At 44.5% G+C, this 22,435-nt stretch carries 26 protein-coding genes; 13 read left to right on the top strand and 13 right to left on the bottom strand.

The window, feature by feature from the left end; all coding sequences use genetic code 11:
- Positions 1–143 precede the first annotated feature (143 nt).
- Positions 144–377, top strand: coding sequence for a hypothetical protein (locus QZW47_RS05910; protein WP_293124983.1), 234 nt, complete (start codon positions 144–146; stop codon positions 375–377).
- A gap of 550 nt (positions 378–927) precedes the next feature.
- A complete protein-coding gene (locus QZW47_RS05905; protein WP_293124979.1) occupies positions 928–1,062 on the top strand; it encodes a hypothetical protein in 135 nt (44 codons plus the stop codon).
- A 30-nt stretch (positions 1,063–1,092) separates the two neighbouring features.
- Here the strand turns inward: QZW47_RS05905 and QZW47_RS05900 are convergent, their stop codons facing one another.
- Both QZW47_RS05900 and QZW47_RS05895 read right to left on the bottom strand, forming a co-directional pair.
- Positions 1,093–2,172: a M23 family metallopeptidase gene (locus QZW47_RS05900; RefSeq protein WP_293124977.1), complete on the bottom strand. Its 1,080-nt coding sequence runs from the start codon at positions 2,170–2,172 to the stop codon at positions 1,093–1,095.
- A gap of 282 nt (positions 2,173–2,454) precedes the next feature.
- Positions 2,455–3,342, bottom strand: a complete 888-nt coding sequence (locus QZW47_RS05895) for an aspartoacylase (protein ID WP_293125069.1) — start codon at positions 3,340–3,342, stop codon at positions 2,455–2,457.
- A gap of 402 nt (positions 3,343–3,744) precedes the next feature.
- Here QZW47_RS05895 and QZW47_RS05890 point away from each other — a divergent pair, with 402 nt between their 5' ends.
- The 3 genes from QZW47_RS05890 to QZW47_RS05880 are packed head-to-tail and all read left to right on the top strand — an operon-like array spanning position 3,745 to position 4,895.
- Positions 3,745–4,065: a DUF433 domain-containing protein gene (locus QZW47_RS05890; protein ID WP_293124975.1), complete on the top strand. Its 321-nt coding sequence runs from the start codon at positions 3,745–3,747 to the stop codon at positions 4,063–4,065.
- Entirely contained in the window at positions 3,992–4,453 is a 462-nt protein-coding gene (locus tag QZW47_RS05885) for a DUF5615 family PIN-like protein (protein WP_293124973.1), read from the top strand. Before QZW47_RS05890 ends, QZW47_RS05885 begins: the two co-directional genes overlap by 74 nt.
- A gap of 25 nt (positions 4,454–4,478) precedes the next feature.
- A complete protein-coding gene (locus QZW47_RS05880) occupies positions 4,479–4,895 on the top strand; it encodes a hypothetical protein (protein ID WP_293124971.1) in 417 nt (138 codons plus the stop codon).
- 41 nt (positions 4,896–4,936) lie between these two features.
- On the opposite strand, the gene QZW47_RS05875 is transcribed toward QZW47_RS05880, so the two are convergent.
- From QZW47_RS05875 to QZW47_RS05865, 3 genes are read right to left on the bottom strand one after another with little or no spacing between them, the layout of a single operon-like run.
- Positions 4,937–5,356 (bottom strand): type II toxin-antitoxin system VapC family toxin, encoded by a 420-nt coding sequence (locus QZW47_RS05875; protein WP_293124969.1) that lies wholly within the window; start codon positions 5,354–5,356, stop codon positions 4,937–4,939.
- Positions 5,353–5,622 (bottom strand): type II toxin-antitoxin system VapB family antitoxin, encoded by a 270-nt coding sequence (locus QZW47_RS05870; protein WP_293124967.1) that lies wholly within the window; start codon positions 5,620–5,622, stop codon positions 5,353–5,355. The genes QZW47_RS05875 and QZW47_RS05870 overlap by 4 nt, the downstream gene beginning before the upstream one ends.
- A 29-nt stretch (positions 5,623–5,651) precedes the next feature.
- Entirely contained in the window at positions 5,652–5,804 is a 153-nt protein-coding gene (locus tag QZW47_RS05865; RefSeq protein ID WP_293124965.1) for a hypothetical protein, read from the bottom strand.
- A 330-nt stretch (positions 5,805–6,134) separates the two neighbouring features.
- Here QZW47_RS05865 and QZW47_RS05860 point away from each other — a divergent pair, with 330 nt between their 5' ends.
- The 6 genes from QZW47_RS05860 (at position 6,135) to QZW47_RS05835 (ending at position 11,735) form a co-directional block, all read left to right on the top strand.
- The gene (locus QZW47_RS05860) at positions 6,135–9,896 is read left to right on the top strand and encodes a leucine-rich repeat domain-containing protein (RefSeq protein ID WP_293124963.1); all 3,762 of its coding nucleotides are present in this window, start codon (positions 6,135–6,137) and stop codon (positions 9,894–9,896) included.
- 87 nt (positions 9,897–9,983) lie between these two features.
- A complete protein-coding gene (locus tag QZW47_RS05855) occupies positions 9,984–10,223 on the top strand; it encodes a DUF4926 domain-containing protein (RefSeq protein WP_293124961.1) in 240 nt (79 codons plus the stop codon).
- A gap of 171 nt (positions 10,224–10,394) precedes the next feature.
- Complete coding sequence (locus QZW47_RS05850) at positions 10,395–10,814, top strand: XisH family protein (protein ID WP_293124959.1); 420 nt, start codon at positions 10,395–10,397, stop codon at positions 10,812–10,814.
- On the top strand, positions 10,802–11,137 hold the full coding sequence (locus QZW47_RS05845) for a XisI protein (protein ID WP_293124957.1): 336 nt from the start codon (positions 10,802–10,804) through the stop codon (positions 11,135–11,137). Before QZW47_RS05850 ends, QZW47_RS05845 begins: the two co-directional genes overlap by 13 nt.
- Before the next feature lie 7 nt (positions 11,138–11,144).
- Entirely contained in the window at positions 11,145–11,441 is a 297-nt protein-coding gene (locus QZW47_RS05840; protein ID WP_293124955.1) for a hypothetical protein, read from the top strand.
- Positions 11,442–11,471: 30 nt separating this feature from the next.
- Positions 11,472–11,735 carry a hypothetical protein gene (locus tag QZW47_RS05835; protein ID WP_293124953.1) on the top strand — a complete coding sequence of 88 codons (264 nt, stop codon included), beginning with the start codon at positions 11,472–11,474 and terminating at the stop codon, positions 11,733–11,735.
- A gap of 375 nt (positions 11,736–12,110) precedes the next feature.
- On the opposite strand, the gene ileS is transcribed toward QZW47_RS05835, so the two are convergent.
- From ileS to QZW47_RS05805, 6 genes are all read right to left on the bottom strand, one after another.
- Complete coding sequence (gene ileS, locus QZW47_RS05830; protein ID WP_293124951.1) at positions 12,111–15,695, bottom strand: isoleucine--tRNA ligase; 3,585 nt, start codon at positions 15,693–15,695, stop codon at positions 12,111–12,113.
- Positions 15,696–15,961: 266 nt separating this feature from the next.
- Positions 15,962–16,525 (bottom strand): Uma2 family endonuclease, encoded by a 564-nt coding sequence (locus QZW47_RS05825; RefSeq protein WP_293124949.1) that lies wholly within the window; start codon positions 16,523–16,525, stop codon positions 15,962–15,964.
- A 94-nt stretch (positions 16,526–16,619) separates the two neighbouring features.
- Positions 16,620–17,030 (bottom strand): Npun_F0494 family protein, encoded by a 411-nt coding sequence (locus QZW47_RS05820; RefSeq protein ID WP_293124947.1) that lies wholly within the window; start codon positions 17,028–17,030, stop codon positions 16,620–16,622.
- 173 nt (positions 17,031–17,203) lie between these two features.
- Positions 17,204–17,632, bottom strand: coding sequence for a hypothetical protein (locus tag QZW47_RS05815; RefSeq protein WP_293124945.1), 429 nt, complete (start codon positions 17,630–17,632; stop codon positions 17,204–17,206).
- Between the two features lie 84 nt (positions 17,633–17,716).
- Positions 17,717–17,989: a hypothetical protein gene (locus QZW47_RS05810; protein ID WP_293124943.1), complete on the bottom strand. Its 273-nt coding sequence runs from the start codon at positions 17,987–17,989 to the stop codon at positions 17,717–17,719.
- 50 nt (positions 17,990–18,039) lie between these two features.
- A complete protein-coding gene (locus QZW47_RS05805) occupies positions 18,040–18,978 on the bottom strand; it encodes a GTPase (RefSeq protein ID WP_293124941.1) in 939 nt (312 codons plus the stop codon).
- A 189-nt stretch (positions 18,979–19,167) separates the two neighbouring features.
- Here QZW47_RS05805 and QZW47_RS05800 point away from each other — a divergent pair, with 189 nt between their 5' ends.
- On the top strand, positions 19,168–20,517 hold the full coding sequence (locus tag QZW47_RS05800) for an NB-ARC domain-containing protein (protein WP_293124939.1): 1,350 nt from the start codon (positions 19,168–19,170) through the stop codon (positions 20,515–20,517).
- Between the two features lie 15 nt (positions 20,518–20,532).
- Here the strand turns inward: QZW47_RS05800 and QZW47_RS05795 are convergent, their stop codons facing one another.
- Both QZW47_RS05795 and QZW47_RS05790 read right to left on the bottom strand, forming a co-directional pair.
- Entirely contained in the window at positions 20,533–20,850 is a 318-nt protein-coding gene (locus tag QZW47_RS05795) for a DUF433 domain-containing protein (protein ID WP_293124937.1), read from the bottom strand.
- 128 nt (positions 20,851–20,978) lie between these two features.
- Complete coding sequence (locus QZW47_RS05790; RefSeq protein WP_293124935.1) at positions 20,979–21,245, bottom strand: hypothetical protein; 267 nt, start codon at positions 21,243–21,245, stop codon at positions 20,979–20,981.
- A gap of 229 nt (positions 21,246–21,474) precedes the next feature.
- On the opposite strand from QZW47_RS05790, the gene QZW47_RS05785 reads away from it, so the two are divergent.
- Positions 21,475–21,915: a peroxiredoxin gene (locus QZW47_RS05785; RefSeq protein WP_293124933.1), complete on the top strand. Its 441-nt coding sequence runs from the start codon at positions 21,475–21,477 to the stop codon at positions 21,913–21,915.
- The last annotated feature ends 520 nt before the right edge of the window (positions 21,916–22,435 follow it).

The following is a 22,435-nucleotide window of genomic DNA, read 5'->3' as shown; positions in this document are numbered from 1 at the left end:
GGGAGTTGACAAGGGAGCAAAGTAGGCTATACTCCCGAATACTTATTTAGTTTTAAATAAGTTTACAGTGTTCTCAGATTTTTAGCTAATTCGCTGGAAGCCCCGCAGTAGCTGAATATCTACTTTCTTCGGTATGCAATCTCATGAATTACCCCATTCCTACGAATCCTCAAGAAATGATTGCTTTGCGACAGCAGCCGCTGAATGAAGAATTGGTGGCATCTGCGATCGCGGGTGTGATTCAAATAGCCCGATCGCGTTCTCAGTCTTTGGATGAGTTAAAGGCTGAGGTGCTCGCAGACGACAATCTGCTCGATTTGGCTCAAAGGCGCTGGCTGAGCGAGATTGTGGCTCAAGCTTGGGAAAATTTGCCCTAATTTGTCAAAATCAGAAGAAGACACGGCGGTGAAAATTATATGATTTTCTTGAGTCCGCGGAGGTGGTCGCTGAGCTTGTCGAAGTGCGGACTTGGTTTGTGTAGTCGCGAATTCCATTCGCCGTCTTATTTTATCAAATATTTGAATATCCCAATAATTTGACTAATATTATCAATAAAATAATCATTTAAATCGACTTCCATAGTTTGATTGGTAAGTCTTCATTCAGTTGATAGTTGACAGTTGACAGCTTGCGCTGAGCGAAGTCGAAGAGTTGACAGCTACCTCTACCTAGAAGGAAGAGGATTGGAGTAATGAATCGTCTGATTTTAATTTCTCGCCTTTAGGGGTTCCGGCTTTAAACCAATTCTTTCTGGTGAATTGGCTGTATGACATTGTTGTAAAAGTCCGATCGCGGACTAAGAAATAAATAAGACTCGGCGGTTGAAACCGCATCTACACAAACGATGTCCGAGCTCAGAGGGACTAAGAAATAAACGGATATTAAAGTTTATAGAACCCATTTGACATCTTTGAGTTTTTGGGTTGGGTGACGAGAAATACCGAAAGAAACCCGGTTTCTGAGATTTACGCCGGGGGCAAGAAACCGGGTTTCTACGAGTTTTTGGGTTGGGTAACGAGAAATACCGAGAGAAACCCGGTTTCTGAGATTTACGCCGAATAAATCTCAAATGGGTTCTATAAGGCTTAGCTGCTAGCGCAATTCGACTTCTCGCTTAACTTCTGCTAATACCCGATCGCCCCGCGTCAACTTGTATTCGGCGCGCCACACTCCGGGAGTCAGGGGAGAATTTGTGCTGTTTCTTTTGCCCGCATAACGCAACCAAGTGCGGTTGGAGGCTGGAATTTCCTTGCTGTCGCTGACGATGGTTTTGCCATCGGGCGCAAAGATTTTGTATTGTTCGCGATCGCCCTTGAGGACTCCGTAACTCTGCACCCAAAACAATAATACAGGACTATTGACAGGTAATTTAGTCTCCGAAAATTGTCCGGCCCAGACAGTGTTCTCATCTGGTTGCTTGTTGGCAAAACCAGCGCGGATTAAACCTGTGGAAACATAGTCGATCGGCTTATCCCAAATTGGATTGCGGGTGATGTTGCAGCCTAATTTGGCCTCCGGGCCGACAAAGGGATCTACGGGCTTACCTTGATACCGAAAAGTGACGTGTACGTGGGGAAAAGAAGCCAAGCCAGAGTTCCCCACCATGCCCAAAACTGTGCCTTTTTCTACCTGCATTCCCGCCTTCACCACAACGCTGTTTTGGCGGAGGTGGCAATATTGGGCTTCCCAGCCGTTGCCGTGATCGATTACCATGCCGTTACCGCATTCTGTACCTGCGACGCTGGCTTTGTCTGTCTGGTTTTGCAAACGTCGATCGACTACACCATCTCGCACTCGCAAAACTTTGCCCGCAGCCGAGGCGATAACTGGTACTCCTTTCGCCATTGCTTTCGCGTCGGGAATGGCAAAATCTATGCCATCGTGCCCGTCGTAGGTTTGCCGCCCGCAGCCGAATTCAACGGCGGCGGGGCTTGGATCGCGATCGAAATAGTGCATGACAAAACAGTCTTTTCCTAGGGTACAGGCGATCGGCTGACCGAATTTCGGGCTGTTGGGCTGCTGGGCGACGGCGGTTGATACGAGGCGTTGGGCGATCGAGTTGGCTTGGGCGATCGGCGCATTTACTTCGGTGTTCCTAGCACAACTATACAGAATTGTCAACCCGACGGTCAACAAAATTGTAGCAATGTATTTTTTTGATAGTAAAATCATTCGCAGGTGGGATGTAAAAGCTGAGTTGGGTAGTCAAAAATCAATTAATCATTCAAAATACAGTTACTCAGGAATTTAGACGATCGATCGTGTCTTTTCGTTATCAACTCCCTGGTTCGTAGTGAGGACTTTAGTCCTTCTTATTGCGGACTAAAGTCCTCACTACGAACCATGAGAAACAATTTGCTTTTTGGTAAAACACATAGCAATTCCTTTTTGGTAATCAACTCGGTGGTTCGTAGTGAGGACTTTAGTCCTTCTTATTGCGGACTAAAGTCCTCACTACGAACCGTAAGAAACAATTTGCTTTTGGGTAAAACACATAGCAATTCCTTTTTCGTAGTAAGCCGCCTCGTTAATAAAAATTGGATATACGGTCGATTTACCTTCATACAAGACCGACTCGCCATCAAAGGTCAAAAACATCGGATCGCCGGGATTCAGGGCTTCGTAATCTTTGGATTGTAGCTGAGGATGAATCATTGCCTGAATTTCTCCCTGCTCATTTCTCGGATAGTCGATCGCCCGAATGCTTTGATAAATAGTCAAGGAATTATTGACAACGGGCATAGTGCCTAGATTGTAAGCTTCTACGCAGTCTAAAATTGTGCCGATAACTTGCTCGGTTTGCTGAAACAAAGACGCATCTAAGACACCTTGCGGCACTGCACCAACTTCCAGCGTACCGCCTAACTCGAAAAGCGATCGCAGTACCGGGCTATCTTGAGCGTTGGTTGTAGAAGCCAGTAGCTTGAGGTGGGGATAGACAGAGGTCAAATAAGCTGCTAGTTGGAGATTAAATGGATGCTGGCTGGCGAGAATGAATGTTAGCCCCATGTTCGATGTGGTGCTGTGCAAGTCGATAATTAAGCTTGGTTCCTCGGTGTTTTTTGAGCTAAGAATGTGATAGATTTCTTTCGCCCGCTGGGCTTCATAGCTGGAGATATCGGGATTTTCTAAGTCTTGCTGGCGAAAGCAGCGGTTGAGGTCGATATCGATGTAGCGTCTGCCGATTTCGCAGGCTTGGGGATTGGCTAGCATGGTAATTGTTTCAAAAGTCGATCGCCCAATTGACTCTGGCGCGCGATCGAATTTCTTCACAAGGTAAACTCCTGTGAGTTCGTTTCCGTGGGTTCCTCCCACTATGGCAACACGTTTAATTTGATTCATAAACAAATAACTTTGTATTTCAAGCATACCATCATCTGTGATGTCTTGGTAACACAGACCTCAGAAACCGGGTTTCTCTCGATATTTATCGTCACCCAACCCAGAAACTCGTAGAAACCCGGTTTCTCGCCCCATGCGTAAATCTCAGAAACCGGGTTTCTCTCGATATTTCTCGTCACCAAACCAGAAACTCGTAGAAACCCGGTTTCTCGCCCCCTGTCTACATATATTGTCTGTCATTGCGAGCGTTTTACCGAAGCAATCGCAAAGACTAAGATTGCTTAGTTCCTTGCAATGACAATTGGGGATTGGCAAATTTACGCAGCTTGAGACGTTGATGCTGGGTAAATTTGCTATAATAGTTTGGGCAATTGCAATTCCATATTCTGTAAATTACTGGCTATGAACATTCAGTTGGTTGACTCCTTAATTCAAGTGATTGAGTCGCTAACACCTGAAGAGAGTTTGCTGTTTCAACAAAAACTCTCAGTTAGGGCGATTCAAAGTACACCTGGAGTTTGTGGAGGAAATGCCCGGATTCGTAATACCCGCATTCCTGTTTGGACGCTGGTTTCGCTTCACCAACAGGGGGCTGATGAGGCTGAGTTACTGCGGAATTATCCAGGTTTGTCGGGTTTCGATCTAGAAAATGCTTGGCGTTATTACGATCGCCATCGCGAACAAATCGATCGCATTATTGTTTCTCATCAAACCGATGATTGAAAGGGTGAGGCTGTACTCTAATGAAAACTTCCCGATCGCAATGGTCGAGCATTTGCGTAGCCTTGACTGTGATGTTTTAACTTCTTATGATGCCGATCGAGCGAATCAAGGGATTCCTGATGACGAGGTTCTGCGCTTTGCTACTGCACAAAATCGGACGGTGATTACCTTCAATCGCGATGATTTTGTGGCACTGCACCGTGGCGGCGAGCATCATGCAGGAATAATTATTTGTAAAGACGATCGAGATTACCTGGGACAAGTTACTATTTTATATACCTATCTTCAGGAGGTTGATTCGCTCGACGATCGTCTGATTCGCATCAAAAAGCAGAATCAGCGTGGGTTCAGTTATCCAGTTTTTGTAGTTCAAGAGTACGCGCGATAATTTCAACCACCCAGCAAAAAATTGTGTGGTTTCTCCCTCCATGCGTAAATCTCAGAAACCGGGTTTCTCTCAATATTTCCCGACACCCAACCAAAAACTCGTAGAAACCCGGTTTCTCGCCCCAACCGTAAATCTCAGAAACCGGGTTTCTCTCAATATTTCCCGACACCCAACCCAAAAACTCGTAGAAACCCGGTTTCTTGGCCCCATGCGTAAACCTCAGAAACCGGGTTTCTCTCGATATTTCCCGACACCCAACCAAAAACTCGTAGAAACCCGGTTTCTTGCCCCAACGATAAACCTCAGAAACCGGGTTTCTCTCGATATTTATCGTCACCCAACCAAAAACTCAAAGAAACCCGGTTTCTCGCCTCGATGCGGTTTCTCGGCTGCACAATTGCGGCTAATCTTTCCCGGAGCACCGAAATTTCTGTCAGAATAGAAACAAGATGGCGGGGAAACAAAGGGCATGACGCGAGAAGTTTAAGAAAACCAGTTTTCGATCGGTAAATCTTGAAAGTTTGCATAATCAGCAACATTTCGTGTCACTAGAATCAGATTGTTGACTTTAGCGATCGCCGCAATTTGCCCATCAGCATAAGACGGTGTTTGACCGATCGCAATTAGCCTTGCTCGTTCTTTCGCGAACCACTCAGCCGCTTCTTGGGTGTAGGGCAAAATCGGTAATTTCACTTTCACTTCTTCCTCAAGATAGGCTTCGATCGCGCGGCGACGCTTAGAGTCTGGCATTCGATAACAGCCTAGCAGAATTTCGTGCCAAACTACCGAGGCGATCGCCACTGTGGATTTTGCCTCAATTAATTGAGTCATCACATTGGCATTCGGGACAGGACGAACAGGTTCAGAAATAATGTTAGTATCTAGTAAATAACGCAGTGTCATTCAAATATGACCTCGCGCCCTGCAAAAGTTCGATCGCGAATCTCTCCCCAAAGTTCATCGGGATTTAAACCTAGTTCATGTACTTGATATTTTTCACGAAATGCACTGAGAGATTCTCCAAAGCTAAGTTCGAGATGCTGCGGTTGTTTGCGGCGTTGAATGTATTCGCGCAAGGCGATTTCTACTAGGGTTTCGATCGCAATTTCTTCCTTAAGTGCGATCGCCTCTTGCAGCAGTGCCGTATCCACATTTAGGCTTGTCACCATTGGCTTTCCTCTTGTAACTGCTCTCCTGATTATAGCTGTCTTGCTTTGTCCCAACCGTAAACCTCAGAAACCGGGTTTCTCTCGATATTTATCGTCACCCAACCCAAAAACTCGTAGAAACCCGGTTTCTTGGCCCATGCGTAAATCTCAGAAACCGGGTTTCTCTCGATATTTCTCATCACCCAACCAAAAACTCAAAGAAACCCGGTTTCTTGGCCCCATGCGTAAACCTCAGAAACCGGGTTTCTCTCAATATTTCTCGTCACCCAACCAAAAACTCGTAGAAACCCGGTTTCTTGGCCCCATGCGTAAATAACAAATATATGTCATTGCGAGGCACGAAGCAATCGCCAAGACTAAGATTGCTTCGTTCCTCGCAATGACAATTTTGGGGTTTCTCGCCTCGATGCGGTTTCTCGGCTGCACGATCGCGGCTAATCTTTCCCGGAGCACCGAAATCTCTGTCAGAATAGAAACAAGATGGCGGCGAAACACACGGGGAAAGAAAGGGCATGACGCGAGAGGAAGCACTGCGGCGAATTCACCGGGCGGCTGAGGAAAATTTGACTGAATTGGATTTGGCGGGGCTGGAGTTGGAGGAATTGCCGCCGGAGATTGGCAAGTGCACGCAGCTTGAGACTTTGCTGTTGGGGAAGTTGGATGAGGAGAAAGAAGAGTGGGTTGGGAATAAGTTAACAGAGTTTCCTGATGTAGTTTTTCAATTAACCAACTTAAAAATACTTTCGATTGCTAACAATCAGATTGCAGTCATCCCAGAGGCGATCGCTCAACTCTCCAATCTGACACACATTGACCTCATGATCAATCAGATTACAGTCATCCCAGAGGCGATCGGGCAACTGTCGCATCTGACACAGCTTGTCCTCATTAGCAATCAGATTACAGTCATCCCAGAGGCGATCGCTCAACTCTCCAATCTGACACAGCTTAACCTCAGTAACAATCAGATTAAAGTCATCCCAGAGGATCTCGCTCAACTCTCCAATCTGACACAGCTTGTCCTCATTAGCAATCAGATTGCAGTCATCCCAGAGGCGATCGGGCAACTGTCCAATCTGACACACATTAACCTCAATAGGAATCAGATTACAGTCATCCCAGAGGCGCTCGCTCAACTCTCGAATCTGACACAGCTTTCCCTCGGTAGCAATCAGATTACAGTCATCCCAGAGGCGATCGGGCAACTGTCCAATCTGACACTACTTGAACTCAGACATAATCAAATTGCAGTCATCCCAGAGGCGATCGCTCAACTCTCGAATCTCACACAGCTTTATCTCAGTGCCAATCAGATTGCAGTCATCCCAGAGGCGATCGCTCAACTCTCGAATCTGACACACATTAACCTCAGTATAAATCAGATTACAGTCATCCCAGAGGCGCTCGCTCAACTGTCGAATCTGACACATCTTGACCTCGGGAACAATCAAATCGCACAAGTCCCAGATGCGTTGACAAAGCTTTGCGAAGCACTCGTCCAAATGCCCAATCTGACACGTCTTAACCTCAGTGGCAATCAGATTGCACAAGTCCCAGAGGCATTGGCAAAACTTTACGAATCACTTGTCCAACTGCCCAATCTGAAAGAGCTCGATCTCAGTGACAATCAGATTATTCAAGTCCCAGATGGGTTGGCCAAGCTTTGTACAATGCTTATCCAACTGCCCAATCTCACACAACTTCGCCTCCGTAAAAATCAGATTACCCAAGTCCCAGATGGGTTGACAAAGCTTTGCGAAGCACTCGTTCAAATGTCCAATCTGACTGAGCTTAACCTCAATGACAATCAGATTACGAAAATTCCAGCAGTCATCAGCCACCTGTCAAATTTGACAAGTCTTTCTCTCTGGAACAATCAGATAGCAGAAATTCCAGAGGTGCTTGGCAGACTGTCGCATCTGACACAGCTTGACCTCGATAGCAATCAGATTACCCAAATCCCAGAAGTCATCGCCCAACTGTCCAATCTGACATGGCTTGACCTCCGTAACAATCAGATTAGCGAAATTTCAGAAGTCATCGCCCAACTGTCGAATCTGACAATGCTTCACCTCGATAACAATCAGATTACAGTCATCCCAGAGGCGATCGCTCAACTGTCGAATCTGACACGGCTTGACCTCAGAAATAATCAGATTGAAAAGATTCCAGAATGCTTAGAAACACTCGCAAAACTTGAAACACTCGACCTCCGCCACAATCCCCTACCCATTTCTCCAGAAGTCCTCGGCAACAAAGATAAACCCGGTACTCCCGCCGCCATTTTCAACTATCTCCAAAAACTCCGCAGTGGCGAAGTCCTCCCCCTCAACGAAGCCAAAGTCCTTCTAGTCGGACAAGGCAATGTCGGCAAAACCTCCCTAATTAACCGCTTAATCTGCGACAAATATAACCCCAACGAATCCCAAACCGACGGACTCAACATCACAGACTGGCAAATTACAGTCAACACCAAATCCGTCAAACTCAACGTCTGGGACTTCGGCGGACAAGAAATCTACCACGCCACCCACCAATTTTTCCTTACCAAACGCAGCCTCTACGTGCTCGTGTGCAACTGCCGCACCAGCGAAGACGAAAACCGCCTCGAATACTGGTTGAAACTGATCGAAAGCTTCGGCGACGCATCCCCAGTCATCATTGTCGGGAATAAGTGCGACGAACAACCCCTGGATCTCAACCGCAAAGCATTGCGCGACAAATATCCCAACATCAAAGCTATCCTCGAAACCTCCTGCGAAAAAGGAACGGGAATCGAGGAACTCCGCAGCGCCATCCACACCGAAATCTCTCAACTCAAGGAAGTTTACGATCTTTTGCCGCTAAGCTGGTTTCAAGTCAAGCAGAGTTTGGAAACCCTTGACAAAGACTTCATCAATATGAGCGAATACGCCAGTATCTGCTGCAAACAAAACATCTGGGAAGAAACCGACAAAACCCAATTACTCGAACTGCTGCACAACCTGGGCATTGTCCTCAACTTCCGCGAACACCCCATCCTGCAATCCACCAACATCCTCAACCCTCACTGGGTGACGGAAGGAATCTATGCCCTCCTCAGCGACGAAGAGCTCAAAGTCAAAACTAAAGGCATTCTCACCCACGACGACCTCAGCCGCATCCTCGACTCACATAAATATCCCCGCCACCGTTACAACTGTCTCACTGAGTTGATGGGCGAATTTCAACTCTGCTTCCCTGTCAGAGATTGTCGCGAGAAGACTTTCCTCATCCCCGGTATTTTGCCGAAAGAAGAACCGGAAAACACGGAGCTCAAAGGCGAAACTCTGGAATTTCAATACCACTACGATATCCTCCCCGACAGCATTGTGTCGCGTTTCATAGTCCTGATGCACGACAAAATCCACGAGAAAATCCACTGGCGGACGGGGGTAATGCTGGCCTATTGCGAAGGCGCTGATGTGTGCAATATCGCCCGAATCAAATCCGATCCGAAAGATCAGAAAATCTTTATTGCTGTTAGCGGGCGGGAATCGACGCGGCGTTCTTTTCTCACGATAATTCGCGATACGTTTAGCAAAATTCACAACTCTTTTGCGAATCTGGAAGTGAGTCAATGGGTTCCGGTTCCCGGTTATCCCGATGCTGAACCGCTGGATTACGATGAGTTGCTGGGATTGGAGGATATGGGCGAGAATACTGTGCGCGTCGGTAAACTTAAGCTGAAACTGGATTTGCGGCAGTTGTTGGATGGTTATGAGGCGATCGAAGTTCGGCGCAATAAGGGAAAGGGCGATGAAAAATATGGAAGAGAATATGACGACATTGTAGATATCGCTAAACTAGCTGTTAGTAGACCCATTAATAATAAAGCAGAAGTAAACATGACTCAAGATTCTTCCCAAACCAACAACTTGCAAGGTGCACAAATTGGCAACTTCGCTAAAGAAGTGAAAGACAGCGCCCAACTAACAGCCTCTGGCTTCACTCAAAACAATAACGCCAATACGGCAGAACTTCTCAAACTAATCTCATCGATGCGCGAAACCGCCACGCAGTTCCCCGAAGAGATCCGCGATGGGATCATTCTGGATATTGAAGCTGTCGAAGCGGAAATCCAGAAACCGGAGAAGGAACGGGACAATCCCAGATTAAAGACTATATTAAAACGTATTGTAGCGACGGGTCTTGCGATCGGCATTGGTGTCGCTGGCGTGACTGATTTTGCTAGTAGTGCGATCGATCTTAGCAACAAACTGGGTGTCAAAATCGAGCTACCATCGGCAAAGTAAATTAGATCCAGAACCCTGGTTTCTTCAAGAAGTCAGGGTTCTAAAACGTTTTCTCGAATCTCTAGCGGTTATATTCGGAGGTAAATTATGGTAAAGGCGATCGCCAAATTAGAATTACTCGATATTGTTACCATCAAAGAAGATTTACCCGATTGTAATTTACTTGCCGGTCAAGTCGGTACAATCGTCGAGGTTTTAGCGCCGGAAGTTTACGAAGTTGACTTCAGCGACGACGACGGTCAAACCTATGCTATGCTACCTCTGCACAGCAGCCAACTGCTAAAGTATACAGTATTTGTAGGGTGCGTCGCCCTAGAAAATCCCTAAAGGCGATCGACAATCTCATGGCGACGCACCTTATTCGATAGTAAGGTGCGTCGCTATTAAATTTTCGCTCTTTTTTAGAGATTGTCGATGGCGACACACCCTACAGATACTACTACCAGTTGGCTTCAAAAAAGGTAAGATAGAGATCAGTAAGTTAGGTATCAATATATTATGTCTGCCAGAGATGTTTTTCATGAAGTTGTCAAAACAGCTTTGCAAAAAGAAGGCTGGCATATTACCCACGATCCGTTTCCGATTAGTGTGGGCGGTGTAGATATGTCGATCGATCTAGGAGCAGAAAGGCTAATTGCAGCAGAAAGACAAGGAGAAAAAATTGCCGTTGAAGTTAAAAGCTTTTTGGCAAAATCGTCAGCAATCTCCGAATTCCACAGAGCTTTGGGCCAGTTCATTAATTACCGAGCTGCACTGAAACAAAAAGAACCCGATCGCATTTTGTACTTGGCTGTGCCATTAATAACTTATGAAGAATTTTTTCAACTAGATTTTCCCAAAGCAAGGGTGGAGGAAAATCAGGTAAATATGATAGTTTACGATGCAGCAATTGAGGGAATTGTAGAATGGAAAAACTAATCAAATATCGGCAAATTGTGCAGCAAATATTAATGGAGTACGGCAATCGCAAACCTGCTCACGGAGACATTGAAGTCGAGACCATTCTGGATACAGAACGAGATCATTACCAAATCTTCTATGTGGGCTGGGATAAACAGACTAGGGTGCATCACTGTAGCATTCACATTGATATCAAAGGTGGCAAAATTTGGCTGCAATGGAATGCGACTGAGGATGATATTGCTGAGGATTTAGTAATAGCCGGAGTTCCAAAGGAGGATATTGTTTGGGGATTTCAGCCCCCGTTTATGCGAAAGTATACTGGTTATGCGGTAGAATAGATTGCCTATGATGAAATATGTTTGCTATTTGGTGCTATTAATCTCTTGTTTCTGCGCCGCACTTCCGGCTGAGGCTTCTGTCTGCCGCAATTATCAAGGGCGCGATATTTGCATTGTCGATATCAAACGCAGTGCGAAAAACTATTGGGAATACAGGGTGATTCTGAGTGTGGATGGAGTGAAACAGCCTTTGGAAGTCTACAATTGCCGCGATCGCACTACAGTTAAGCAAGATGGGACTATTTCGGCGTTTGGAGAAAGCAACTCTGGTGAATTTGTCTGCCGTTTTTTTAAGAACAAATAGCAAAAATATTCAATCGACTTATTCAGGCTTATGTATTATGTTCCGCTGAGTATCTGTCTGTTTATTTCTTCATTGTTCTTTTATCTGTTTTACGTGCGGTACTGGAAATGGCGAGACTGTATCGAGGCTGCTAGTTCTAGCTGTACGACGCCAGATGGCGATATTCTGATTTCAGGCGGTGCTTTTTGGATTGTTCCAGCAATTGTGTTTTTGTTGGTTTCTGTTGTGATTTTTTGTTTGGATTTGTGGGGGAAACGTAGGGTTGTAAAAAGCGATGATGAGGATAATAAATGAATTTTTAAGATTTGGAGGCGGGGCGGTTGGAGACGGCGGTTGAAACCGCGTCTACACAGACGAAACCCGCGACTCGACTTCGCTCGCCGAACACCTCCGCGGGTTGGAGACGGGAGGCGGTTGGAGACGGCGGTTGAAACCGCGTCTACACAGACGAAACCCGCGACTCGACTTCGCTCGCCGAACACCTCCGCGGGTTGGAGGCGGGGCGGTTGGAGACGGCGGTTGAAACCGCGTCTACACAGACGAAACCCGCGACTCGACTTCGCTCGCCGAACACCTCCGCGGGTTGGAGACGGGAGGCGGCGGTTGGAGACGGCGGTTGAAACCGCGTCTACACAGACGAAACCCGCCTCCGCGGGTTGAAGAGGGTGGTTAGAATTTGCCGTCAACGGCTGAGACGCAACGTTCGCAAATTAGCGGATGTTCGATCGCCTCTGTGACATGAGTAGAATAGTTCCAGCATCGATCGCACTTTTCGCCGTCTGCTTTAACTACACCAATCGCCATCTCTGGAGATTGGTAACTGTAAGGCAATTCCTGCATCACTACGTTCGATTCAACCAGTTCGACTTCTGATGTAATAAATAAGTACCGCAGTTCGTCTACGCCGTTGCTAGCACTTGCAGAACGATCGCGTACAGTTATTTCAGCCGGAATTTCTGGTTTGGGTGCGATCGCGCTTAATTCTGCTTGCGGGATTGCAGGTGTTTCTGCAAACACTGTTTCGGCTGCGGCTGTTTGTGCGATCGGCTGTACTGGTACAATGGCTGTCTCTACTGGAAGTGAAAGGACGATCGCCTGTGTTTCTACAAGTACCAGCGCCGTTGACTTTCCAAACACGTCTGCTGTCATGGAATCAATTGTTTGTGCCATTTTTTGACGGCTTTCTGCAAACAGCAAGTGACGGAAAGCAAACCACATTGTAAATAAGATACCGATGACTTCAAACAATCCGCCCAGTACCGGAATTTGATTCATCGTATCCAAAACTGCCAGGGTTACTCTACCCGTTATCGCCACAGAAGCTAACAGCCCCAACGCTACCCAAACTGTTTGGTATTCTGTAAAAAATTTGCCTGCATAGTTAGGTAAATCTGCCACAAACTGGGCGCTTTTATCTAACATTTGCTGTAAATCTAAAGCCGATGCTTCCGGGGTAGAATACTCTACAATCTCGGAAGGTGCATCACCATCATTGGCAATTGTTTCTTCTTCTACATGAACAGTCTTTTCTGTCAAGACTTTGGCAACACTTGCTGCTTGTGCTTCTTGTTTGTCTTGTACTGCTTTGGCTTTCTCCTCTGCGGCTAACTCGATCGCTGCATTTTGCGATCGCACGTAATCCATCAATTCTTCGCTGCTGGGATTGAAAGCTTGCAATTGTTCTCTTTTGGCGACATCGGGAACGTACAATAAAACCTTAGCTTCCAAAGAAGAACCGATCGCCTTTTGAGTCCTCGCCTGTTCCAAAACCTTGTTAACTTCCGCGCGTACTTGCCGCAAATATTGCCAGCGAGTCGCCAATTCTGGATTGTGCCATGAAGCATCGAGTTGCACCCAACCAGCCTCAAATACTGACTGGTAGGGAGTCTGATAGGGGAGGTACTGCCAAATATCCTCAGCCATGTGACACAACACAGGTGCGATCGCCCGTGCTAAATTCTCGACGGCGATCGCAATCACTGTCTGACAACTGCGGCGACGCGGTGAATCTGTGGCGCTGATGTAAAGTCGATCTTTGGCAATATCCAAGTAAAAATTAGATAAATCCACGGTACAGAAATTCTGCACTGTTTGGAAGAATCGCGAAAATTGGAAGCTGTCAAAAGCATCTTGAACTTCCGCAAATACTTCGCCCATTCTGTGCAGCATATAGCGATCGAGTTCCGGCAAATCTTCGTAAGCAACGGCATCTTTTGCCGGATCGAAGTCGTGCAAATTGCCCAGCAAAAACTTAGCTGTATTGCGAATCTTGCGGTAAACATCCGACTGTTGTTTCAGAATATTTTTGCCCAAAGGCACATCGGCGGAATAGTCTACCGAAGACACCCACAATCGCAAAACATCAGCGCCATATTCCTTGATGACTAACGCCGGATCGACGACATTGCCTTCAGATTTACTCATCTTGCGACCTTTTTCATCGAGTACAAAACCGTGAGTTAAAACAGTTTTGTAAGGAGCAACGCCGTTAGTTGCTACACTGGTGAGTAAGCTCGATTGAAACCAGCCACGATGTTGGTCTGAACCTTCCAAATAGATATCAGCAGGATAGTTTAATTCCGATCGCCCTTTTGCAACTGCCGCCCAGGAAGAACCCGAGTCAAACCACACATCCATCGTGTCTGTTCCCTTGCGGTAAGTGCGGCCGTTGTTGCGGTAAGATTCCGGTAGCAATTCGGCGATCGACATTTCCCACCAAGCATCGGAACCTTTGTCTGCAAAGATAGCTTGGACGTGGGCGATCGTCTCTGCATTCAACAGCGGTTCGTTGGTTTCTTCGTCATAAAACACAGGAATCGGCACGCCCCAAGTCCGCTGGCGAGAAATACACCAATCCGATCGATCGCTAACCATGGCCGTAATCCGATTTTCCCCTTGGGCGGGAATCCAATTCACACCGGCGATCGCCTTTAAAGCTTCATCCCGGAACCCTTCAACCGACGCAAACCACTGTTCCGTCGCCCGAAAAATCGTCGGCTTTTTAGTGCGCCAATCGTAAGGATACGAGTGAGGATAAGCTTCCTCTTTAATCAAACAATTTACTTCGGCAAGGGCATCAATGACTGCGGCATTGCCATTTCCGAGGACATTTAAACCTGCGAAGACTCCAGCTTCGGCGGTGAAATTTCCGTTTTCATCAACGGGCGTTAAAACTGGTAAACCACAGCGTTTCCCAACGATAAAATCTTCTTGTCCGTGGCCCGGCGCAGTGTGCACCAATCCGGTTCCTGAGTCAGCGGTAATGTAGTCGCCGCCAGCCACGATCGGGCTTTCGCGATCGAACAACGGATGTTTGTAGGTGGAACCTTCTAAATCTTTACCTGGGAAAGTAGCCAGGATTTTTAATTCTGTGTTGAAAGTTGCCGACAGTCGATCGACCGCATCGACAGCGACTAACATAAATTGTTGTGCGATGTGGGAATTTGCCGGCGGTTCCACCACTGCATACATCAGTTCGGGATTGACTGCGATCGCCAAGTTAGCCGGAATTGTCCAAGGAGTAGTCGTCCAAATCGCCGCCCAGAGGCTCGGCATATAGCGCTTGAGCTTTGTTTGCAGAGATTTTGACAAATTTCTCACGTGAAAGCCGACGTAGATGCTGCGCGAAACGTGGCCTTCGGGATATTCCAATTCAGCTTCAGCGAGAGCTGTTTTCGAGCTCGGACTCCAGTGCACGGGTTTGAAGCCGCGAAAGATGTAGCCTTTGAGCACCATTTCACCGAAAACGCCGATTTGTGCTGCTTCGTATTCGGGTTTCAGAGTTAAATACGGTTTTTCCCAGTCGCCCCAAACGCCGTAGCGCTGAAAAGATGCGCGCTGCTGCTCCATTGTTTGCTGTGCGAAGGCGGCGGCTTTACGGCGGAGATCGATCGGAGTAAGATTTAGCCGATCGTCCGATTTCATGTTCTGCAATACCTTAAGTTCGATCGGCAATCCATGACAATCCCAACCAGGAACATAGCGAACTTTTTTACCGCGCAGCATTTGATAGCGGTTGATAAAATCCTTGAGGATTTTGTTAAGGGCGTGGCCAATGTGGAGTTGTCCGTTAGCGTAGGGCGGCCCGTCGTGGAGGATGAACAAATCGCCTGGGTTATCCTGGGAAAGGCGATCGTAGATATCTTGATCTGCCCAAAATTGTTGCAATTCCGGTTCGCGCTTGACGGCGTTGGCGCGCATATCAAACTTAGTTTTGGGCAAATTTACCGTGTCTTTGTAAGATTTAGCTTCCATTTTTGAGAAACGTTTTTTGTACTTAGTTGTTAGTAGTTAGCGGTTAATTGAGAGTTGATATCAAGTCCGGTTTAATAATCATAATTAAGTTTGTAGTGAGGACGACCGTCCTCTCTCGTCCTTGAAGAGCTGACAACCAGATATCCCAGTATAAGCGATCGATCGCACATTCGCTCAAAGCAAATCCGTAACCTACCCTCTCTTCTCTAACTCTGCGCCCTCTGCGGCCTCTGTGGTTAAAAAATCATTCATAAATCCAGATTACGCTACTGGGTCAGCCAACCGAACATTTGACCGACGGTGAGACTAAAGGATTCAGCAAAGGCGGGAACGGGGATGCGATCGTCCGGTTGTTCAAAAACTGCTATCGTGCGATCGGCAAAATAGACAAATACCAGTTGTTCTTCCGCGTCAATCAGCCAGCCCATCTGAGTTCCGCAGGCGATACAGTGAAGAATGTTGCGGACGACTTTGGTTTGACTTTGGTCGGGGGAAAGAATTTCGATTGTCCAGTCGGGGGCGATCGCGAAAATGTTAGCTACTGCGCCGTTCTCGTCGCGGGGAATCCGTTCCCAGGTAAAGACTGCAATATCTGGTACAGTCGATCGACCGCCAAAGGTACAGCGCAATTCTGGATAGGCGCGGGCGATGCGTTGGGGTTTGAGTACCCGGTTGATGTCACCACCCAAATCGCTTTGAATCGTGCTGTGTTTTCCTTGCGGCATAGGTTTTTGGATAATTTGACCGTCGGTGAATTCGCTGGCTGGTTTGGTTTCCGGCCGTTTGAGAAATTCATCGAGAGTCAAAGGTTTAGTGCGGGCTTGAACCATTAGACAAGATTGCACTCCCAAGCTTTCGTATTCTGAAATTATCTACGTTTATCCGTGTTTATCTGCTTTAAATCTGCGGTTATAGAAATTCCGATTACGAGAACAACCCGAACCCGCGGCTGACAGAATTTCCCAGACGATCGCACAATGAAGCAGTCGGTAAACTATTTCCTTGCTGTTCCCATTTTTCCACAAGTTGGCGGCCCAGCGGCGTGAGTCTAAAACTATCGGTAATACCTTGTCCATCTACTTCGCGCCGCAACACGCCGACTTGAATCAGCCACAGCAGGGAGTTTTCGGCTGCGAGTTCGGCTACGGGCGATCGGGTGTAGCCGCTTTCAACACCCGCATTTGAGGCGATCGCACTGAGGAAAACGCTGTTATCGCGGATGGTCTGGAAGAAGTGTAATTGAAAAGGGGCGCACCGGATCGCGCGATCGGCTCTTTTTACCGTGCGATCGGGATAACTAATTGATTTAAACGCTTCGGATGGGATAAAAGTCATTGATTTGGCTCAGAATAGGTAGTATATTTTTATGATTACCTATTTAGAGTCAGCAAAGTAGAGTTCTGAAAAATATACCCAAATATGACACAATACGGTTCAGTTAACGCTAATGTCATTGCGAGCGTCCCCGCGAAGCAATCGCAAAGACTATGACGCTATTAGGATCTTAGCTACAATGACCACTTATCAAAGAAATTTTTAATAACTTCTTGGGCTTTTGATATTGTTGTCCCCAATGCTCTTGCTATCTCATAACTAATATCATGTATCCATTGTTGAAAAGAACTGTTTGATTTGGAAATAATGCTTTTTTCATAACTATCCATTTCATTGAGTTTTTGAAGTAAACGCTGTCTTAATAGCTGAGTTGTGGAGAGAGCATCTTCCACTTCTGAAGGATAAAATTGATACCCACAAGAACAGTGAAATTTACTATCGAGAATATACCACTGAGCGCTACAAGATTCACATTTAACCTGTCTTTGATAAGGTTCAACGAGTAATTGACCATTAAAAAGACAATCTTTATGATAGCTTTTGCCCCATTGTTTACCACAACTTGGGCATTTAGGAAAAGGAAATGCTATCCATTCACTCATGATTATTAGTTTAAAACAAATAAATAATTTGACCTCTACATACAAAAAAGTAATGTAGAGGTATTGAGATAATACAAGCAGAGTTTAACCTAATCCAGCTTTCCAGCCTTCTGACCATCCGTCACCTATCGATCTCACTATATCTCTGGCAACACCAACTACTTGTCCCACAATATAGCCAAACAGTCTAGCAATTGACTTAAATAGATCGGCTACAAAAGCTCTTAAACTTGCTTCAGATTTCGCAGCTATCCTCAATTCAGCATCACTCATACCGCCGATGTGATTTAGTAATCTCTGTCTAATTTTAGCTGCGTCATCACTCGGAATATAGTTTTCATTGGGAACTTCTCTCATGGATAAATCTCCTGTTTTTTAATTTGACTTGAGATGCACCAGATGTTGAATTAAATTTCTTGTTGTTTTAGCCAGGCTAAAAATGCTTTTTTATCTCCAGCAAATTTAGCAAATTCTTCAGGAGGCATACTAGCAACAATATCAGACATCTTTGAAGGTTGAGGTTGTTGATGAGTTGCTCTTTCTCGTCTTTTTTCTGGTGGTAATAACTGAGGATCGACCAATTCCAGAAAATCAGCTAATGCTTTACGAGATGCAACTACCCATCTTCTTTTGTTAGGTACAGCATCCATCATGGCATCAAAAAGTTGAGGTAAGTTGTAGCGTCTGTTGGCAGAATATCCTATAATTGTTCCTTTCCAATTTGGCAATACTTCCCGAACTTTTCTTTGAACATCACGGATTCTTCCTTCGATATTTTTTTCTTGTTCTTCACTCGGTAAATTAGCTATTTCAATCCAAGCTGTTCCCCCAGAATGCACTAAATCCACTTTATTTAAAGCAATTACCATCCGATCTAAAAGTCTAGGATTAACTGCTTTGAGTTCAGTTTCTAAATATTGCTGTACTGACGCGATCGCCCGATTTTGTGCATCTAAAATCCACAAGGCAACATCTACGTCTTTTAACACTTTTTCATAAAGTGCAATGTGTTCTTTTTGTTTTAAGCGACTTTCACCCAGTCCAGGCATATCATAAGCAACTAATGCTCCATTAACACCTTCAACTTGATTAAAAGATACTTCAATTCCTGTTGCTTCTTGGGTACAAGCTTCGATATGGCTCACCTCTAAACCGGCGTTAAAAAGTGCATTCAGTGTAGAGGATTTTCCTACTCCTGTTTCACCAATAAAAGCAAAACGAGGCGGTGGTTCATTATCTACCTTGTCTTCAATCATGTGGTAGATTTTCTCAAAATCCTCCTCCGACATCTTCTGATCGCCCAGAATGTCTCTTGCTAAATCTTGGACTAAAGCTCGTAAATCCATAATGTTTTTCAGAGCGGTAAAGTTAAATCTTCTCCATGATAAATATCCTGTTCGTAACACCGCTAACTGAAAAAAACAGATTTTATTGAATTATTTATAACAAAATATTAAGTACAAACCAGAAAAAACCTGATTTTATTGGTTTATATTAAGCTATAATAGCTAAAATCCATACCCCTTATGACTTAAATGAATATTACAGAAATTTTACAATTTGTCGATCGGGTAGTCGAGAAACAAACAGGAGAACACCTCGACGACCTAGAAAAAGCTGTTGTTAAGGGACTGTGGGAAGGTAAAACTTACAGTGAGATTGCAGAGAAATGTGGGTATAAAAGTAAAAACTATATTGGAGATGTTAGTCGTAAGTTATTTAAGATTTTATCCGAACAGCTAGATGAAGATATTAGTAGACATAATTTTTCTTGGACGATTGAAAGAGTGATAAATTCTCAGTTTGTCGGCTTAGTAAATAGTAAAATTAATTGGTGTCCTAATTCTCATCAAGCAGATACAAATCAATCTATTGCTGATGAAGAGAAGCCAACGAAAAGCACAGGGTATAACGATTTAACTCTAGCCCCTAAAATCACCCATTTTTACGATCGCACAACCGAACTTCAAACCCTATCCCATTGGCTAACTCATCAAAATACTCGTCTAATCTCAGTTTTAGGCTTAAGCGGAATAGGTAAAACTACCCTAGTCAAACAGTTTGTCGATCTTAATTTACAAGATTTTGATGTAGTCATCTGGAAAAACCTCAAACTATCTCAATCTTTAGATGGCATTATTACTGAAATTCTAACAGGTGTTAATGATGCTCCTGTTCAACCTGACAATAAGTTAACTCAACTTTTTAATATTTTACGTCAGCAAAGATGTTTAATTATCCTTGATGATTTGCAAGAACTATTTATCAAGGGAGAATTGGCAGGACAATTCAAAACAGAATATAAGAATTACCACAACTTGTTAACCATGATAACAAATATTGAACATCAAAGTAGTTTAATCTTAATTAGTCAGGAACAATGTCAAGAAATGATTTGCTTAGATGAGGAATTATATCCTATTAATTGCTTAGAGTTAGAAGGATTAGAGAATATGTCAATCCTGAAAAATTGGGGATTAAATGATGATGAAGCTTGGGCGAAAATTATAAAGTTATATGAAGGTAATCCCGTTTATCTAAAAGATATTGTCAGCTTAATTAAAAATATTTTTGGGGGCAAAGTCGCTGATTTCTTGAAAGAAGATAGTTTAATCATCACCAAAGACATGAAACCTCGGTTGACTGAATTATTCAAACGACTATCACCCAGAGAACAAGAGATTGTTTTACATTTAAGTAAATTGGATAGACCTGTGTCAAGAGAAGATTTAAGACAAAGTTTATCTCTCTCATCAATGGACTTAATGAATGGGTTGGAATCATTGCATCAACGTTATTTACTCAAAAGAATACAAGGAGAGCAAGTATTGTTTGATTTATCTCTTGTTGTTCGAGAATATGTTAGAACTTGTTGTCAAGATTAATGATGAAATTTAATCTTAGCCATGCTGACGAGTTTTTAATTTTTGTTGCAATAGCGATGGGGTTTGAGCTTTCAATTGGCGGGCAAATTCTGCATCTGCTTCGATCGCAGACCGAATTTCATCTGGGCGATCGTGATAATAAGCTAAAGCTGCATAGATATCAGATAAAGTAATACTCGGATAATGATACAGAATTTCGTCTGGTGACATTCCCATTTGTTCGTGCCAAACAACAATATCCTGAACTCGGATGCGATGTCCGGCGATCCGAGGTTTTCCACCACAGACTCCAGGGGTGATTTCGATGTGTTCTTGAATTATGGCGATCGACATGGTAGAGAATTAATATAGGATGTCTCTTCTATTTTAGAACAGGTTAGACGAGTTTGACTATAAATGGCATTTTAGGCTAGCCTCTTGCTGGGTTGCCAACAAGTATTTATAGCTTCACAGGAATATTTTTAGGCATAAACTTTTCTTAGTTCATAAGTGTCTGAAGCTTCCGCATCTTCTAAAGTAAGAAACTCATGCAACTCATTAATAGCCAGAGGACTGAGATAAATATCTGATTCAGTTTCATAAACTTCCGAAAAAGACTCGATCGCCTGTTTGAGTTTATCGATGGATTGTTCGGGAGTGTTGCCTTGTCCTACTAATCCATTTTCCAAACACAAAGCTACCCAATATTCGGCACTTTTGCGAATAATAACAGTGTAAAAATCTATCATATTTTACTTACTTTATCAAGTTTAATAGCGTCATAAAATTCGGAGTACACGCCCACAATCTAACACGAGATCGCCCCCAAGTCAAGGCATCAAATTACGGTAGAAAAACTATTCCCAAAGGCAGATTTTTTCTAACGGACACTCAATTCCGAATCTAAATTTAAGATATTGACAACAACAGCCCAAAATCAACTAAAATAGCTTTATCAATCGCAAGGTCAACAAAATTATGACATTACCAGTAGGGTGTGCTGCACCTCAATTCACCGCCAAAGACACCAACGGCAAAACCGTCTCCCTCTCCGAATTCGCCGGTAAAACCGTAATCTTGTATTTCTACCCCAAAGATGACACCCCCGGCTGCACCAGACAAGCTCAAAGCTTCAAAGCAGCCCATGAAGAATACAAAGGCAAAGATATAGTAGTTCTCGGTGTTAGCCGTGACAATGAAGAATCGCACCAAAAGTTCACTGAGAAGTACGGTTTGCCTTTTCAGCTATTAGCAGATGTTGATGGCGCGATTACCAAAGCTTACGATGTTGAGAAAGGTGATTATTCCAAGCGTGTTACTTTTGTCATCGACGGTACGGGCAAAATTATTCAGGTTTATGAAGGAGATAATCTGAAAGTTGACTCTCACGCTCAAGATATTCTTGTCACCATAGTTTAGTCGCCGTCGCCCTAACATTCCTGAACGCACTAAAGGGCTAAAAATCCGGTTTCTTCCGAGATATCTCGTTGCTAACGCAATATTATCGTAGAAACCGGGTTTTTTTTGTAATACTTTTTTTACAAAAGATTGCTACACAATAAATTTTGTGTTTGTTGATAAAATTATTGCGATCGGGTGCGTCGCTGTGAAATTGTCGATATGTAACTAAAAATTTTTCGTGGCGACACACCCTACGACTAAAATCTAAAATCTCCCAATCCCTCAATCGCTGAATCTAAAATCTAAAATCTAAAATCACCTAAGTGAGGGGTGAAAGGTATCGGGGGCAATAACCTACTCCTATTAAATTTTTAGCCCGAAAATTTGCGCTGCAAATTCTCTCAACCAGCCTAAATTCGGGTAAGGTGCTTGTGGCGCAACCTACATTTAGATTTCTTGCTAACATCCCGCCAACCATTAAAAATTGATACTTTAAAAGGCATCAACCGCCCGTAGAATGAATCTAGGAGCGATTTTG

Source organism: Microcoleus sp. bin38.metabat.b11b12b14.051 (assembly GCF_013299165.1).
GTDB lineage: Bacteria > Cyanobacteriota > Cyanobacteriia > Cyanobacteriales > Microcoleaceae > Microcoleus.
Note: the sequence above shows the minus strand (reverse complement) of the source record. Positions and strands in the feature narration are given on the sequence as shown.

Excerpts from the sequence above, each read along its gene's own strand:
- QZW47_RS05825 (WP_293124949.1), bottom strand. The coding sequence starts at position 16,525 with ATGGTTCAAGCCCGCACTAAACCTTTGACTCTCGATGAATTTCTCAAA.
- QZW47_RS05850 (WP_293124959.1), top strand. The coding sequence starts at position 10,395 with ATGTCTGCCAGAGATGTTTTTCATGAAGTTGTCAAAACAGCTTTGCAA.
- QZW47_RS05785 (WP_293124933.1), top strand. The coding sequence starts at position 21,475 with ATGACATTACCAGTAGGGTGTGCTGCACCTCAATTCACCGCCAAAGAC.
- QZW47_RS05860 (WP_293124963.1), top strand. The coding sequence starts at position 6,135 with ATGACGCGAGAGGAAGCACTGCGGCGAATTCACCGGGCGGCTGAGGAA.
- QZW47_RS05790 (WP_293124935.1), bottom strand. The coding sequence starts at position 21,245 with ATGATAGATTTTTACACTGTTATTATTCGCAAAAGTGCCGAATATTGG.
- QZW47_RS05835 (WP_293124953.1), top strand. The coding sequence starts at position 11,472 with ATGTATTATGTTCCGCTGAGTATCTGTCTGTTTATTTCTTCATTGTTC.
- QZW47_RS05855 (WP_293124961.1), top strand. The coding sequence starts at position 9,984 with ATGGTAAAGGCGATCGCCAAATTAGAATTACTCGATATTGTTACCATC.
- QZW47_RS05815 (WP_293124945.1), bottom strand. The coding sequence starts at position 17,632 with ATGAGTGAATGGATAGCATTTCCTTTTCCTAAATGCCCAAGTTGTGGT.
- QZW47_RS05805 (WP_293124941.1), bottom strand. The coding sequence starts at position 18,978 with ATGGATTTACGAGCTTTAGTCCAAGATTTAGCAAGAGACATTCTGGGC.
- QZW47_RS05900 (WP_293124977.1), bottom strand. The coding sequence starts at position 2,172 with ATGATTTTACTATCAAAAAAATACATTGCTACAATTTTGTTGACCGTC.
- QZW47_RS05870 (WP_293124967.1), bottom strand. The coding sequence starts at position 5,622 with ATGGTGACAAGCCTAAATGTGGATACGGCACTGCTGCAAGAGGCGATC.
- QZW47_RS05795 (WP_293124937.1), bottom strand. The coding sequence starts at position 20,850 with ATGTCGATCGCCATAATTCAAGAACACATCGAAATCACCCCTGGAGTC.
- QZW47_RS05885 (WP_293124973.1), top strand. The coding sequence starts at position 3,992 with ATGCTTGGCGTTATTACGATCGCCATCGCGAACAAATCGATCGCATTA.
- ileS (WP_293124951.1), bottom strand. The coding sequence starts at position 15,695 with ATGGAAGCTAAATCTTACAAAGACACGGTAAATTTGCCCAAAACTAAG.
- QZW47_RS05910 (WP_293124983.1), top strand. The coding sequence starts at position 144 with ATGAATTACCCCATTCCTACGAATCCTCAAGAAATGATTGCTTTGCGA.
- QZW47_RS05895 (WP_293125069.1), bottom strand. The coding sequence starts at position 3,342 with ATGAATCAAATTAAACGTGTTGCCATAGTGGGAGGAACCCACGGAAAC.
- QZW47_RS05800 (WP_293124939.1), top strand. The coding sequence starts at position 19,168 with ATGAATATTACAGAAATTTTACAATTTGTCGATCGGGTAGTCGAGAAA.
- QZW47_RS05890 (WP_293124975.1), top strand. The coding sequence starts at position 3,745 with ATGAACATTCAGTTGGTTGACTCCTTAATTCAAGTGATTGAGTCGCTA.
- QZW47_RS05875 (WP_293124969.1), bottom strand. The coding sequence starts at position 5,356 with ATGACACTGCGTTATTTACTAGATACTAACATTATTTCTGAACCTGTT.
- QZW47_RS05820 (WP_293124947.1), bottom strand. The coding sequence starts at position 17,030 with ATGACTTTTATCCCATCCGAAGCGTTTAAATCAATTAGTTATCCCGAT.
- QZW47_RS05840 (WP_293124955.1), top strand. The coding sequence starts at position 11,145 with ATGATGAAATATGTTTGCTATTTGGTGCTATTAATCTCTTGTTTCTGC.
- QZW47_RS05845 (WP_293124957.1), top strand. The coding sequence starts at position 10,802 with ATGGAAAAACTAATCAAATATCGGCAAATTGTGCAGCAAATATTAATG.
- QZW47_RS05810 (WP_293124943.1), bottom strand. The coding sequence starts at position 17,989 with ATGAGAGAAGTTCCCAATGAAAACTATATTCCGAGTGATGACGCAGCT.